General features: G+C 49.5%; 5 protein-coding genes. 4 read left to right on the top strand and 1 reads right to left on the bottom strand.

What is annotated here, in order from left to right; genetic code table 11:
- Positions 1 to 11: 11 nt before the first annotated feature.
- Positions 12 to 470 (bottom strand): Lrp/AsnC ligand binding domain-containing protein, encoded by a 459-nt coding sequence (locus DTO96_RS11110; protein WP_114563560.1) that lies wholly within the window; start codon positions 468 to 470, stop codon positions 12 to 14.
- 247 nt (positions 471 to 717) lie between these two features.
- On the opposite strand from DTO96_RS11110, the gene putA reads away from it, so the two are divergent.
- The 4 genes from putA (at position 718) to xylB (ending at position 16,190) form a co-directional block, all read left to right on the top strand.
- Positions 718 to 4,380: a trifunctional transcriptional regulator/proline dehydrogenase/L-glutamate gamma-semialdehyde dehydrogenase gene (gene putA, locus DTO96_RS11105; protein ID WP_114563559.1), complete on the top strand. Its 3,663-nt coding sequence runs from the start codon at positions 718 to 720 to the stop codon at positions 4,378 to 4,380.
- An 857-nt stretch (positions 4,381 to 5,237) separates the two neighbouring features.
- On the top strand, positions 5,238 to 5,675 hold the full coding sequence (locus DTO96_RS11100) for a hypothetical protein (RefSeq protein ID WP_114563558.1): 438 nt from the start codon (positions 5,238 to 5,240) through the stop codon (positions 5,673 to 5,675).
- Between the two features lie 19 nt (positions 5,676 to 5,694).
- Positions 5,695 to 14,583 (top strand): SPM autocatalytic domain-containing protein, encoded by an 8,889-nt coding sequence (locus DTO96_RS11095; RefSeq protein WP_114563557.1) that lies wholly within the window; start codon positions 5,695 to 5,697, stop codon positions 14,581 to 14,583.
- A gap of 143 nt (positions 14,584 to 14,726) precedes the next feature.
- Positions 14,727 to 16,190: a xylulokinase gene (gene xylB, locus DTO96_RS11090; RefSeq protein ID WP_114563556.1), complete on the top strand. Its 1,464-nt coding sequence runs from the start codon at positions 14,727 to 14,729 to the stop codon at positions 16,188 to 16,190.
- Positions 16,191 to 16,226: the final 36 nt, after the last annotated feature.

Raw genomic sequence — 16,226 nt, 5'->3', positions numbered from 1 at the left:
CGCGATCAGGATCATGTGATCGGCAACTTCGTCCCACTTTTGACTTCATCCATCACCGCATACGTGCGTGTTTCACGCAAGCCTTTGAGCTGTGTCAGCGTCTTGCCATGAAACTCACGGTAAGCATTCATGTCTTTCACACGAATTTTCAATAAATAATCAAATCCCCCTGCAACCATGTGACACTCCATGATTTCGGGGATTTTTTGCGCACTGCGTTTGAAGTCATCGAACACTTCGGGGGTGGTGCGATCGAGTAAGACCTCAATGAATACCATCAATGACACGTTGAGCATCTCAGGGTTGAGCAAGGCTGTGTAGCCGACGATGTAACCCATGTCGGTCAAGCGGCGCACCCGCTCCAAACAGGCGGCGGGCGACAGGTTGGCTTTGGTGGCGAGATCAACATTGGTGATGCGGCCATCTTCTTGTAAAGCGGCAAGGATTTTTTTATTGATTTTGTCGAGCATGGCGTACTCCTTCAAAAATTTAATTTGGTTAAATTGTAATTCTAAAAATAAAATATTGATACAAGTATTAACAAACAGGTTTAATGTTGGGCTAAAACCCATAAAATCGAATCAAATTAATGAGGTCAAAATGGGTGTTCATCCACTCAATTTATGATCAAAAAAATGAAACCGATTCACATTCAGCCATGCCTTAAATGCTGCATTTAAGCATGTATTTTCAATTTATTAAATCAAAAGAGATTCCATGACCACCACACCTTTCGCCGCCTTTATTGATGATGTTTTGCCCACACCTTCTGTGACCCGAGCGGCCATTACCGCTGCTTATCGCCGTGATGAGGCGGAAGCGGTGACGTGGTTGTTGGCTCAAGTCAAACACAATGCCGATGAGCAAATCACCGCACAAAATTTGGCGGCGAAGCTCGTGACCAATGTGCGCACGCAGCGCACGCGTGCTTCGGGCGTGGATGCGTTGATGCATGAGTTTTCATTGTCATCGGAGGAGGGTGTGGCTTTGATGTGTTTGGCGGAGGCTTTGTTGCGTATTCCAGACAGTGCGACGGCGGATCGTTTGATTGCCGACAAAATCAGCCGTGGTGATTGGCGCAAACATTTGGGTGAATCGCCGTCGATGTTTGTCAATGCCGCGACTTGGGGGTTGTTGATCACGGGTAAATTGGTCAGCACCTCAAGTGAAAAAGGTTTAAGTGCTGCGCTGGGCAAACTCATTACCAAAGGCGGTGAACCATTGATTCGCAAAGGTGTGGATGTGGCGATGCGCATGCTGGGCAAGCAGTTTGTGACGGGACAAACGATTGACGAGGCGATTCAAAACAGCTTGGACAACGAGAAGCGTGGTTATCAATATTCATACGACATGTTGGGTGAAGCGGCGTTGACGATGGAAGATGCCGCTTATTATTACGCATCCTATGAGGCGGCGATCCATGCGATTGGCAAGGCTTCGAATGGTCGTGGCATCAAAAATGGCCCTGGCATTTCGGTGAAATTGTCAGCCTTGCATCCCCGTTATTCGCGTGCCCAGCGCGATCGCGTCATGGGTGAATTGTTGCCGAGTTTGAAGCAGTTGTTGATGTTGGCGAAAAGTTACAACATTGGTTTGAATATCGATGCAGAAGAAACCGATCGCTTGGAGCTGTCTTTGGATTTGATGGAGGCTTTGGCGTTTGACCCTGATTTGGCGGGTTTTGAAGGCATTGGTTTTGTGGTGCAGGCTTATCAGAAACGTTGCCCGTTTGTGCTCGATTACTTGATTGATTTGGCACGTCGTTCGGGGCGAAAATTCATGGTGCGTTTGGTTAAAGGGGCGTATTGGGATGCGGAAATCAAACGTGCGCAAGTCGATGGCATGGATGGTTATCCTGTTTATACGCGCAAAGTGTACACTGACGTGTCGTATTTGACTTGTGCACAGAAATTGCTGGGCGCAACCGATGTGATTTATGCGCAATTTGCCACGCACAATGCGCACACCGTCGCCACCATTCATACGTGGGCGACGGCGCGTAATGTGAGCAATTATGAGTTTCAATGTTTGCATGGTATGGGCGAAACCTTGTATGACCAAGTGGTGGGTGCGAATAATTTGGGTAAAATTTGCCGCATTTATGCACCCGTGGGTTCGCATGTGACCTTACTCGCCTACCTTGTGCGTCGCTTGTTGGAAAATGGCGCCAACTCATCGTTTGTGAATCAGATCGTTGATGAAAATGTGTCGATCGACAGCTTGATTGCTGACCCGATTGACACCGCACGCATGCTGGGCGGTGCACCCAATGCCCACATTGCATTGCCACGTGATTTGTTTGGTGCTGAGCGCAATAACTCAATGGGCATGGATTTTTCCAACGAAAATACCTTACGCGCGCTCAGTGTCAATTTTGCCCACAATGCACAGCAACAATGGCAAGCCGCCCCCGTCTTGGGCGATGATTCCGTCAGCACAGGTCAGGCCGTGGTGATTAAAAATCCAGCCGATCATGCGGATGTGGTGGGGCAAGTGGTTGAAGCGACACATGCCGATGTCGCTATGGCACTGGCCATTGCCGATGGTGCGGCCATTGAGTGGCGCAACACCGCACCTGCGGAGCGTGCGGCGGCATTGCAACGTGCGGCCGATGCGTTGGAAACACATCATGTTGAGCTCATGACCCTCGCGGTGCGTGAAGCGGGTAAATCCCTGCCGAATGCGGTGGCTGAGATTCGTGAAGCGGTTGATTTTTTACGTTATTACAGTGCACAAGTGCAAGCGGATGTGCACAGCCACACTTTGGGTGCGGTGGTCTGCATTGCCCCGTGGAACTTTCCTTTGGCGATTTTCATTGGTGAAATTGCCGCGTCTTTGGCTGCGGGCAACAGTGTTTTGGCTAAACCCGCTGAGCAGACACCGTTGATCGCGCACCGTGCGGTGCAGTTGTTGCACGAAGCGGGTGTGCCGCGTCAAGTGCTTCAGTTTTTACCGGGACGCGGTGAGGTGGTGGGTGCCACTTTGGTCAATGACCCGCGTGTGAAAGGCGTGATTTTCACGGGTTCAACCGAAGTGGCGCAAATCATTCACCGCAATTTAACCACACGCGCGCAGCAAGAAGGCGCTGAAATTGCCTTGATTGCTGAAACAGGCGGGCAAAATGCCTTGATCATGGACAGCTCGGCATTACCTGAACAGGTGGTGACCGATGTACTGGTGTCTGCATTTGACTCTGCTGGGCAGCGGTGCTCGGCCTTGCGCGTCTTGTGTTTGCAAAAAGACATTGCCGATAAAACAGTGACCATGCTGCATGGCGCATTGCAAGAATTGCGCATTGGCTCACCCGATCGCTTGGCGACCGATGTCGGGCCCGTGATTGATGTTGAAGCGCAAGGCAATTTGCTGCGCCACATCGAGCAGATGCGTGCCAAAGGGCATGCCGTGACGCAATTGCCTTTGCCTCATGAGTGTGAAAACGGCACATTTGTACCCCCCACCATCATTGAAATTAAGGCCTTGTCCGATTTGAGTCGTGAAGTATTTGGCCCTGTGTTGCATGTTTTGCGTTATTCACGTGATGAGTTGCCGCAGTTGATTAAAGATTTAAACGCAACGGGTTACGGTTTAACCCTCGGTGTGCACACGCGCATTGATGAAACGCGTGACTTTGTGACCGACCATGCACGCGTTGGTAATGTGTACATCAACCGCAACATTGTCGGTGCGGTGGTCGGTGTGCAGCCTTTTGGTGGTGAAGGCAAATCGGGCACAGGGCCGAAAGCAGGCGGGCCACTGTATGTGCGCCGTTTGCAGGGCGCGATTGATGTGTCGCCTGCTGTGTTGGGCGCGAGCAAAGACAAACGAAACAACCCCGTGTTGGCAACTTTCTTGGATTGGGCAAGCACGCATGGTCATGACGGGTTGGCGCAAAAAGGCGATGCCTATGCTCGCAGCAGCTTGAATGGTGCGAGCCTTGAGTTGCCAGGGCCGACAGGTGAACGCAATGCCTTGTCATTCTCACCAAGAGGACATGTGTTGTGCAGTGCCGTCACGGTAGATGGCGCGTTACATCAACTGGCCGCTATTTTCGCCACAGGCAATGTGCCCGTGATGTTGCCCGACAGGCTGGCTGTGTTGCCTAAAGGCTTGCCCACAGCGGTTCGTAATGCCATTCAATTATTGGATGAGCAGGACATTCTCAGTGCACACCTTGATATGGCATTGTTGGATGCGGACAGTGCAGGCGCGTTGCGTCCACAATTGGCGGCACGTCCGAGCGATGCTGGTGGTTTGGTGCAAGTGATTGAAACCCGTGATGATGCGCTGATTCCTGTATGGCGTTTGGTCGCTGAGCACGCGTTGTGCATCAACACCACCGCTGCGGGCGGCAATGCCAGTTTGATGGCGATGGCGGGGTGATTGAGGCATTTTGCCGAGTTTAGAATAAAAGAACGTGAAGGCGATGTTATGTTGAATGTTTATTTTTCGCTTAGCTTGATATAGGCGCTCTTGTGAGATTGTAATGGATTATTAATAAAGCATTTTTTTAATTTTTCGATTAAAGATATGAGATCTTTAGCGAAAGAATAATTAGGGTCGGTTAATGATGCAGGTTGGTTTTAAAGGGCGGCGCGATTTGTATTTTACCCAGTTTCTACGTTTTTTCGTCTGAGAGCTTATTCTCGTCCTATGTATTGAGTTGAATGAGTAAGATCACACCCCGCCCTATGGTGGGGTGTTGTCATTTTTGAGTTGATTGAAATATGAAAGAAAAAAATAAAAAAGAGTTGCACAATAAAATTGCTCAGTATTTATTATGGTGCATGCGTTTACGTTTTGTGGGTAGTGATTTATTTTTGTGCACGTGTGATTGTCAAAAAGTTTGGGGTATTGTTCAAAAAGCTATAAATTTTTTCACATTGCACCATTTGATGTGATGATTGTTGTTTACATCGTTGCAAGATTTTCGGGTTGAGGTTGTGTTTTATACTCATCAGATTAGCCGCTTAAACGGTCTGCCAAATCGAGGGTAGATCAATTCTCGTCGACGATGTATTGACCCTCAACAAAGCAAATAATTTGCGAATGATTGCGCTTAAATAGTTATACTGACATGTACATATTTTTGATCGAAACCAAGGATTTGCAAGGATTCAATTGAGCCTGTGTGTTGTATGTTTTTAAAATACCTCATTCGTAAATATTGAACTGAGTATTTACTCAAAATACTGATTTGAATGTTTAAGAATCAAGATGAACTTTAAAGGGGAAATGGCATGGCATTTATAAATGAAATGATTTCTGAAGAGAATATTGAGAAGCATCACATCAAAGAAATAGACAAAGAGTTTCTCATGGGGCAAACCAATTCAGAACAATGGACGATTGATTATGATCGAGGCATGTATTTACGGTGCGTTGCGCGTGGTCGATTTGAATACCGCCATCAAACCACATGGACATTTTATTGGCATGGTGTTTTATTGGTGTTGAGGCTTGACCTTTGGGGCGGTGGTGGAGACCCAGGGCAGCCTGGTTGGTCACGTTGGGTGGTTAAAACCATCAGTTACAACAAAACCCAAGATGTGCTCACACCAGAGCTTGAAGCGCAGCGTCCTAAAATATTACTGGATTTGAAAGAGGCCTTGCTTGCTTATAAAGATTTTGGCATTTATTCCACCAACACCGACTACGAAGTCATTTTAGAATCATAATCCACAGGGAGAATTTAACATGGCCTTAACATCAGCTCAGGCAATCAATTTAATCAACACCAACCCCAGTGCATACGCGACGGCGGATGCATTGCGTGCATTGGCAGCGCAGGTGGACACGTATGCATCGGGTACAACGACTGTTTTATACGGTGGTGGCGTGGGCAATGTCGACACCAATGGACTGGCACAAGCCGTGGGGCAAAGCTCCCCCAGCGTGCGCATCATTGACAACACCGAAGCGGCAAAGTTCTTGCAGTCAGAGGCTTTTCTAACCAAAGTTGCGAGTGTTTATGGTGTTGCACCACGCGGAATCATTGATGGCACCTACAGCGGCCCCGCCACTAATTGGCTGTACGATGCGAACCAAGGACCATGGGCGGATTCATCCAGTCGCTTTGCCGCTGACAGCACGGGTGATGTGCGCACCATCACACCGTTTGCTCCCGACAACAGAATTTTTGCACAAACAGAATTGCCTAAATTAATGCAAAACGCTGCTGTGACCCATGTAAATGGTGTACCGAAGGAGGTATTGCAAGCCATTTACACCAAAACAGGTTCATGGGCTGAGGTCAATAAGGCGGCTTCTGCCAGCTCAGCCGCATTGCTGAGCGATGTGAAGGTCAATACGGATGCCAATGGTAAAATCACGGGTGTTGATTTAAGCCGTTTCTTTCAGGGTACAGGGGTCATACCAGCCAATACTCTTAATGGAAATGCAGCAAATAATAGCCTCAAAGTCAGCATGATCCAAGGCATGAGCGCAGACCAAGCTAAAATCTGGGGCGAAGGCTGGAGTAACTTGAGCGTGGGTGAAAAATGGGTTAAAACCACCACTGGCGTCTCCAAAGGCTTGGGAATCATTGGTGTGGGAGCCACCGCCCTGGAAATAAAAGACATTGCCGACCGTGCCAATGCCGCCTATGCCGCAGGTGATGTCAATGGTGCGAGTAAAATCATTGCCGATGGCACTGTCACACTGGCTGGGGGCTGGGCTGCGGGTATGGCCGCAGGTGAATTTGCGGCGGGATTCTTTGCACCGCTGGTCGGTGGTGGCCCTGTGGGGCAATTGGTCTATGCCGTCGCAGTCGGTGCTTCCGCAGGTGCAGGTGCTTATTTTGGAACAGAAGCCATTAAATCGTTTTTGGGGAGCTCATCTGGCACAACAGGCGCATCTTATCGAATTGAAGTGACTGACGACTTTGGATTCGTCGGAGTCGGTATTGGGCAATCTCCCACAGAATACTACTGGGGGCCCGTCTATCCTCTTTTAGGAAATGCAAAGGCCATACAAAAGATATCCGTATTTGGTTCGTCAGGAGAAATGCCTGATTTTGATTACTACGTGCTCAATGATGGTCGCGTTATTAAAGAGACGTTAGCAACAGGTCAAGCAAGTTTTACCTCTCTCTCTCAAAGCACAGAGGAAATTAATCTATTCAAAAGTAACTCGGTTTTACAATCGACAACGCAAGAATATGACTCATCTCGTAACATAGCATCTATTAATCAAACTTTCATCTCATCTGATGGTACTTTAACCACCTATAAAAACAACAGCGACGGCACAATCACCAAGACAACGAGTAATAAGTTCGTCCAATCAACTCAGCTCATTGGTTTCCAAGCCAACGGCAGTGAAACGAACACTGTAGACACCCAAGTCGCGAACAGCAGCCCCTCCAGCATAGACCACAGCCAAGGCGGCCTGATAGACAGCGCCAACACCAACGTCCAAGTCGCCCCCAGCATGGTCGACTTCGCGGGCAACAACAACGCAGCAACCTACACTGCCAACAGCAACGCCACTCGCAACGTCACCAACGACCACCGACCTTACGACGGCAACATCGCCAACGCCATCCTACCCACCACCCAACAAGCCCAAACCGTCATCAACCTCGCCAACATGACGCCTGCAGCAGAGCAACAAGCCATTCAAAACATCCAAACTGCCACCGCCAACTTCCTCAACAACGGCAGCACGAACTCCTCCAGCTACCACCAAATGACCGACCCACTGATTTTAGATTTGAACGGTGACGGCGTTAAACTGACCCAATTCCTTGATGACCCCGTCATGTTCGACATCGACAATGACGGTGGTAGCCTTGAACAAACAGGCTGGGTCTCCACCCAAGACGGCATCGTCGTCGTTGACCGCAACGCCAACGGCAAGATCGACAACATCAGCGAAACCCTATCCGAATACTACGGTGGTGCAGTTGGCACCGAAGGCAGCGCAGGAACAAAGCCGTTTAAAGACGGCTTTGCTGCACTTAAGAGCCTCGACTCCAACAACGACAACCTCTTCAACAACAACGACGCCACATGGGGCACTGTTAAAGTTTGGGTCGACGATAACCACGACGGCAAAAGCTGGAAAGACCTCAACGGCAACGGCATTGTCGACGCAGGCGAAGCCAGTGAACTTAAAACCCTCACCGCCCTCGGCATCAGCCAAATCAACCTCATCAATCAAGCACAAAGTGGTGAAGTCCGCGACGGCAACGAAGTCCTTGCCCGTGGCACATTCACCCAAAATGGCACGAGCAAAGAAGCCCTCGCCGTCAACTTCCTCGCCAACCCCAATGGCGGCACCACCACCGCCTCAGGCACAGGCGGCATCACCAGCACCCAAACAGGCACAGGCAACGCCACCATCAAAGCTTACACCACCACCAGCCTCGTCGGAGAAAACATCAACGTCACCAGCAAAGGCGTGACCAACGCCGCAGGCGGACGCGGCAACGACACATTGACGGGCGACGCCAACAACAACTGGCTGGCAGGCGGCATGGGCAGCGACGTATTCAACGCAGGCGCAGGCAATGATGTCCTCTTGATTGATGCCGATGACTTACAAGCCAACATCAACGCAGGTGCAGGCGATGACATCGTTCAAGTCGTTGGCGACCGAGGCATCACATTGAACATGGCACAAGCCGAAGTCGAACAAGTTCAAGGCGGGCGTGGTGCGGATGTCATCATCGGTGGTGGTCGCAGCACTGTCTTTGTCCGCGGTGGCGACGGCAACGACATGATGATAGGCGGCTCCGCCAACGACGTCCTCAATGGCGAAAACGGCGACGACCTCATCAACGGTGGTGACGGCAACGACCTCCTGCGTGGACACCGAAACAACGACATCCTCATGGGCGGCGCAGGCAACGACATCCTCGATGGCGGTCTGGATGACGACAAAATGATGGGTGGTGCAGGAGAAGATGACCTCACCGCCAGCGCAGGCGACGACACCATGGACGGTGGCGCAGGTGTGGACGCCGTCACCTTCCGAGGTCAAGTCAGCGACTACCGCTTCATGGTCGCCGATGGCGGCGTGTGGGTCAGTGACCGTGTGGCAGGGCGCGACGGCACAGACTTCATTCGCAATGTCGAGAAAGCCAACTTCAGCAACATCAAGCTCGTCGACATCCCCAACGAAACCAGTGCAGGCTTTGCAGCCCCTTTACTCGCCGACGATGTACTGACCCTCAACAAAGCAGGTGTTGCCCTTAACCGCACCCAAGCCCAAGTGATCGGCAAAGCCCAATTGATTGGCAACGATGTGAACTGGCGCAACTACCCCCTGTCCTTATTGGAACTGTTTGACGTCAAGGGTGGCACCGCCAGCATCAATGCCGATGGCGACGTGCTGTTCACACCCGATGCAAGCTACACAGGGTTTATGGGCTTCAAGTATCGGCTTAAAAATGACTCGGGCAACGGCAGCATGTTGGTCATCGACGGCGTCCCTGTGAGTGCTGAAGTGAAATTGCAAACTGCTGACTTGCCACAAGACACTTTGTTGACCAAGCAAACCTACTTGACCGACGCCAATGTGTTGCCTGTTTGGCAACACTACACAGGCAAAGGCGTACAAGTCGGGATATTTGAAGTGGCGGGTGGCTTCGCCAACACCACACAAATCTTCAACTACACCCATGCAGATCTGATGGGCAATTTGGATAAGAAATGGTTGGCCAATCCAACGGTGGGAGATCGTGCGGGTGAAGGCGATGCAGGCAACTACAACCGCCACTCAACGATGGTGGCGGGTGTCATTGCCAGTTCACGTAACAACGATGGCAATGTGGGCGTGGCCTACAATGCCAGCCTTGCAGGGCACTGGCTGGGTGGGCTGGGTGGGGATTTAAGCACATACAAGTTCTTAAAAAACTACGACGTCATCAACCAAAGCTGGAAAGCGAATACCGATTTATCTCAGTTAATGAGTTTGAATGGCATCACTCCTGAATATTGGGAGGCATTAAGCTCTGGACGCGGTGGTTTGGGTTCCGTCTTTGTGAATGCAGCAGGTAATGATCGAGCAGCAGGCGCAAACACAAGCGACTCTTGGCTGACCAATAACCGTTATACCGTTGTGGTGGCAGGTGTGAATTTAGATCACAGCAAAGCTGGATTAACCGCCAGTAGTGACACAAAGTTCTCTACAGCGGGTGCCAATCTATTGGTGTCTGCTTCAGGACAAGACCTGTCAACCACAGGCTTACAGGTTGAGAACAGCAATGGTTCCACCTTTGGTGATGAAACGGCACTGGCCTCAGGCACCAGCTTCTCTGCACCCACTGTCAGTGGCATCATTGCATTGATGTTGGAAGCCAATCCAAATTTGGGTTATCGAGATGTGCAAGACATTCTCGCCGCATCCGCTAGACAAATCATTGATCCCAACACAGTGTGGCAAACCAATGGTGCTCGTAATTGGAATGGTGGTGGCATGCATGTGAGCCATGATTATGGTTACGGGATGATTGATGCACGGGCTGCGGTGCGCTTGGCGGAAACATGGGCTAAACAAGAAACAGATCAAAATAATAAAAGCGGTATAGTGAATGATTTTAGTGTCTTAAATATGGCCATTCCTGATAACGATGGTAATCTTATCGTATCCAGCATTAACGTAGCTGATCAGGATATAAATATTGAACATGTAACGGTCGAAGTGCACTTAACTCATGCCAACGCAGGTGATTTGATCATTAAATTGGTTTCACCATCAGGGACTGAATCCATACTGATGAATCGTAAAGGCGTGACAGCCAGTAATGCCACAGGGCAAAAGTTTTTTGATGGCATTAATGGCTCGAATTCTTCATCCAATGATTTAAATTACACATTCAATACAGCACTGCTACGTGGCGAGTCTTTTGCTGGCGATTGGAAGTTGGTGGTTCAAGATGCAGCAACAGGTGGTACAGGGATATTGAAAAGTTGGCGTTTTGCAGCCTTTGGAGCACAAGGTAAAATCAACGACCAATACATTTACACCAACGAATTTGGTCAGTTGGGCGCAGGCGCACGTGCCACTTTAAATGATACGGATGGTGGTCGAGACACGATTAATGTGGCCGCGGTTTCAAGCGCAAGCACGGTTAATTTGACTTCAGGAGCCGCAACGATTGTAGGCAAAGGCTTAACCATCAGCAACCCCTCTTTGATTGAAAACATCCTTGGTGGCGAGTTTAATGACACTTTGGTCGGCAATGCCGCTCAAAACCTACTGATCGGCGGGCGTGGTAACGATGTTTTGAACGGTCAAGCAGGCAACGACACATTCGATGCTTACTGGGGCAACGACGCACTCACCGGTGGTGCGGGCAATGATGTGTTCATCATACGTAAAGACCTCAACAGCCAAGACATCATCGTTGACTTTGAAGTGAGCAATGCCAATGAAGTCATTGCATTCGTTGGCTTTAGCTCAACGGGCATCATCACCTCTCAGGTGGGTGCCGATGTTAAACTGGATTTAGAAAACAACCAAAGCCTACTTTTAAAGAACCGAACGTTGTCACAAATCAATGCCTCACAACTGTTGTTCTTTGCCAATCAAAGTGAACTGCAAACATGGCAAATGGTCAATGCGAGTGTGACAGGGGCACCCATAACGGCACTCACCACATTTGCATCCAAAAAAGCCACAGACCCTGTGGTGAGGGGAACAGCCGCTGCGGACGCCATCACAGGTAACGCAGGGGGCAATACTCTGGATGGTTTGGCGGGTGCTGACACCATGGTTGGACGCACAGGCAATGACACTTATATCGTTGACAATGTTGGCGATGTCATTGTTGAAATTGATGGCGGTGGATTTGATTCTGTTAAATCAAGCGTGACTTATAAACTGTCCAATGAAGTGGAAAACATCGAGTTAACAGGCTCTGCGTCAGTGAATGCAACAGCCAATCATTTGGCCAATCGACTGGTGGGCAACACGGGGAACAATGTCCTTGATGGTGGCACAGGCAAAGACACCCTGAGCGGAGGTTTGGGTAACGACACTTACATGGTTGACGATTCAGCTGACGCCATCACGGAACTAGAGGGCCAAGGTACAGATAAAGTCAATGCTTCAGCTTCTTTTACTTTAGGGGATAATTTAGAAAACCTTACCCTCACGGGTATGAATGATATTTCAGGTACAGGCAATGATTTAAATAATACCTTGGCAGGTAATACAGGCGGTAACCGCATCATTGGTTGGGCTGGTAACGACACCATTGTGGCGGGTAAAGGCAATGATGATGTTTATGATAGTCTAGGCGATGAGTTATACGTCTTTGGTCTTGGCGATGGCTTGGACAGTATCACAGACCTTGCGGGCACTGATGTGCTGCAATTGGGCATGGCCAATACAGCGATTCGTTCGATCAAGAAGGTCAACAATGATTTGGTTATTGCTTATGGAGCCAGCGATGAGTTGACGCTCAAGAATCACTTCACTGTGGGAGCTATGGAGCAAATCAAGTTCAATGACAATGTGATGCGAACCTTACGTGTGGGTAGCGATGCCAATGATGCATACAGTTTGATGTCCGGTGCTTGGGATGAAAGTGTTCTGGTGGGCTTGTCTGGGGATGACACGTATGCTGTGGACAGTCTGGGTGATGTGGTTGTTGAAAACGCCAATGCAGGTAATGACACGGTGCTGTTAATGAATGGCAATATCGTCAATTACACCGCATCAGCCAATGTTGAAAACATTGATACCCGCAATAAAACAGATGCCGCGGTCAACGTCACGGGCAACGCCTTGAACAACAGCATCGATGGCAATAACCACAACAATGTCCTGATTGGTCAAGCGGGAAATGATGTACTCAGTGGTATGGGTGGAGATGATACTTATGCGTTCTCCGTTGGTGATGGCACGGATACGGTCTCTGACTCTGCAGGAGCGGATACATTGCAATTCAACTTTGCCAGCACCTCAATACGTTCGGCCTCAAAGTCAGGAAATCACCTTGTGGTTGCTTATGGCGTATCAGATCAGGTGAGTGTCTCGGATTACTTTGCTGGGCAATTGATTGAGCAAGTCAAGTTCAGTGATAATGTGGTGCGAACTTTGCGTGTGGGTAGCGATGCCAATGATGCATACAGTTTGATGTACGGTGCTTGGGACGAAAGTGTTTTGATGGGGTTGTCGGGTGATGACACGTATGCTGTGGACACACTGGGTGATGTGGTTATTGAAGGGGTTGACTCAGGGAGTGACACGGTGCTGTTAATGAATGGCAATATCATTAATTATGTGGCATCGGCCAATGTTGAAAACATTGATGCAAGTAACAAAACAGATGCAACAGTTAATATCACAGGTAATGCCTTAAATAATAACCTCTATGGAAATGCCTTAGGCAACCTATTACAAGGTAAAGATGGTGATGACTCCATTTATGGTTTCGCTGGAAATGACAATCTCTTTGGTGGCTTGGGTAATGATTTTCTGGATGGCGGTGCAGGCAATGATTGGCTGAACTATGGTGATATGACCGCCAGTGTGACCGTTGATTTGAGCGTCACATCACAGCAAAACACAGTGGGTGCTGGGCTGGACACAATATTGAACTTGGAGCATGCCAATGGTGGCAGTGGGAACGATGTGTTGAAAGGCAATAACCTAAACAACGTTCTAAACGGCAATGACGGCAGTGACAACCTGTCTGGTGGTGTGGGCAATGACAATCTGAGAGGAGGCAAAGGCGTTGATGTGCTGATGGGCGGTTTGGGCAATGATACGATTGATGGTGGAGACGACATGGACTGGGTTGATTACCGTGACATGACCGCATCGGTGACCGTAGACTTGGCATTAAGCACCGCTCAAATGGCTCAAACAGCGGGAACTGACACCATCCTCAATGTTGAGAGAATCCTTGGTGGTAGAGGCAATGATACACTATATGGAAATGAACTGAGCAATACCATTCGGGCTGGTTTGGGTAATGATGTCATGGATGGACGAGCAGGAGTTGATACTGTCGACTACAGTGATTTTAGTGTTGCCATCACCGCTGATCTATCGGTGACAACAAGCCAAGTGACAGGTGGTGGTCAAGATACTTTTATTAATTTTGAAAACATCATTGGTGGCTCAGGTGCTGATGTCTTGTCGGGTGATGCGACAAATAATCAGCTTTTTGGCAATGCGGGCAACGACACATTGACAGGTGCATTGGGTGCAGACACTCTTCTAGGTGGTACTGGTAACGACACTTATAAGTTTACCCGCACTGAAGGACAAGATGTCATCAACGATACCGATGCAACGACAAGCAATGCGGATGTATTGGCTTTCCAAACTGGCATTGTTAAAGAGCAGTTGTGGTTCACGCACACGAACAATGACTTGGTTGTAAGTGTGATCGGTACGACGGATCAAGTAACCATTAAAGACTGGTATGTCGCTGGTGGCAATAACATCAAGACCTCATCCGTCATTGAGAAAATCACAGCAGGTACAGCCAGCCTGGCTTATACCGATGTCAATGCGTTGGTTCAAGCCATGGCGGCTTATGCTCCACCGGCTGCTGGAGTGACTGTTTTGCCAACAGGCTATGCCGCTAATGTCAGTTTGGTAATGGCTGCAAATTGGCATTAACCTAGCTCCTTTAATTTATGAAAAGCCCTATTTTTAGGGCTTTTTTTGCGAGAGAATACCCTTGCTCTCTTAAAAAATAAAAAACACAGCCTGTCCTGCGGTAGACTGTGTTTTATACATCACATTGATAACAAGGAGGGGGTATGTTTTTAGGATTGGATTATGGCACATCAGAGGTCAAAGCGATTTTGATGTCAACAGATGGCCGTATTGTGGGCAGTCGTGGTGCAGGTTTAACGGTTTCGCGTCCACAGCCTATGCACTCTGAGCAGAATCCAGCCGATTGGTGGGATGCAACACTGACGGTGTTGGCGGCTTTACGTGTTGACCATGTTGCTGAGTTTGCTCAAGTCAAAGCCATTGGTTTATCGGGTCAAATGCATGGTGCGGTGTTGTTGGATGAGGCGAATCAGGTCATTCGCCCCGCCATTTTGTGGAATGACATGCGCAGCCATGTGGAGTGCGATGAACTGACGGCAAAAGTCCCCAATTTATATGCATTGGCGGGTAATTTGGCGATGCCTGGTTTTACCGCACCCAAGTTGTTGTGGGTGGCCAAGCACGAACCCGAGCATTTCAAGGCCACGCGCAAAGTGCTGTTGCCCAAAGATTACATTCGATTTTTACTCACAGGTGAAATGGTGTCGGACATGTCGGATGCGTCAGGTACGTTGTGGTTGGATGTGGGACAACGCGATTGGTCCGATGAGTTGTTGGCGGCGTGCGATTTGAATCGTTCACACATGCCGAGTTTGATCGAGGGCAGTGCGGTTTCGGGCGCTTTGCGCGCTGAGGTGGCGACGCAACTTGGTCTTTCAAATGATGTGTTGGTTGCAGGCGGTGGGGGTGACAATGCGGTGAGTGCGGTGGGCATTGGTGCCGTGCACAACGGTGATGGTTTTATTTCACTGGGGACGTCGGGTGTGATGTTTGTGGTCAATGATGCGTATTGCCCGAATGCTGAAGCGGCTGTGCATGCGTTTTGCCATGCGTTGCCGAACCGCTGGCATCAGATGAGCGTGATGTTATCCGCGGCGAGTTGCTTGCGTTGGGTGTGTCAATTGACGCATGCGGCGAATGAACTTGAATTGTTGGCTGAGGTTGAAGCCTTGGCAGAGCCCACTCGCAGCGCCCCGATTTTTTTGCCTTATTTGTCTGGTGAACGCACCCCCCATAATGATGCACATGCGCAGGGCGTGTTTTTTGGCTTGACGCATGATGCAACGCGTGCACAACTGGGTTATGCCGTCTTGGAGGGCGTGACGTTTGGTCTGAAAGATGGCTTGTGCGCTTTGCAGGCCGCAGGCACACAAGTGTCTTCTTTGTTTTTGGTGGGCGGGGGGTCACGCAGTGCGTATTGGGCGCAACTGTTGGCGGACATATTGCAGGTGAGTATTTGCACGCATGTCGGTTCAGAGGCGGGGGGCGCTCTGGGTGCGGCGCGCTTGGGTGCGTTGGCGTATGGTTTGAGCGAGGATGAGGTGTGTGCCAAACCACCTGTGTTACAAACGTATGTCCCACAAGCAAAAAATGCCATTTTGGAGGCGCGTTACCAGCAGTTTAAAGCGGTGTATTCGGCGTTAAAACCGATGTTCCCTTGCGCCTGATCTGACTTATGCGCAGAGGGTGGGCTATTTGAAAGG

This window comes from Ephemeroptericola cinctiostellae (assembly GCF_003339525.1).
In the GTDB taxonomy this organism is placed as follows: domain Bacteria; phylum Pseudomonadota; class Gammaproteobacteria; order Burkholderiales; family Burkholderiaceae; genus Hydromonas; species Hydromonas cinctiostellae.
The sequence above is the reverse complement of the archived record's forward strand: the minus strand, read 5'-3'. Positions and strand labels throughout refer to the sequence as shown.

Bases quoted from the DNA above. Each gene is read 5' to 3' on its own strand.
- DTO96_RS11100 (WP_114563558.1), top strand. From the start codon at position 5,238: ATGGCATTTATAAATGAAATGATTTCTGAAGAGAATATTGAGAAGCAT.
- xylB (WP_114563556.1), top strand. From the start codon at position 14,727: ATGTTTTTAGGATTGGATTATGGCACATCAGAGGTCAAAGCGATTTTG.
- DTO96_RS11095 (WP_114563557.1), top strand. From the start codon at position 5,695: ATGGCCTTAACATCAGCTCAGGCAATCAATTTAATCAACACCAACCCC.
- putA (WP_114563559.1), top strand. From the start codon at position 718: ATGACCACCACACCTTTCGCCGCCTTTATTGATGATGTTTTGCCCACA.
- DTO96_RS11110 (WP_114563560.1), bottom strand. From the start codon at position 470: ATGCTCGACAAAATCAATAAAAAAATCCTTGCCGCTTTACAAGAAGAT.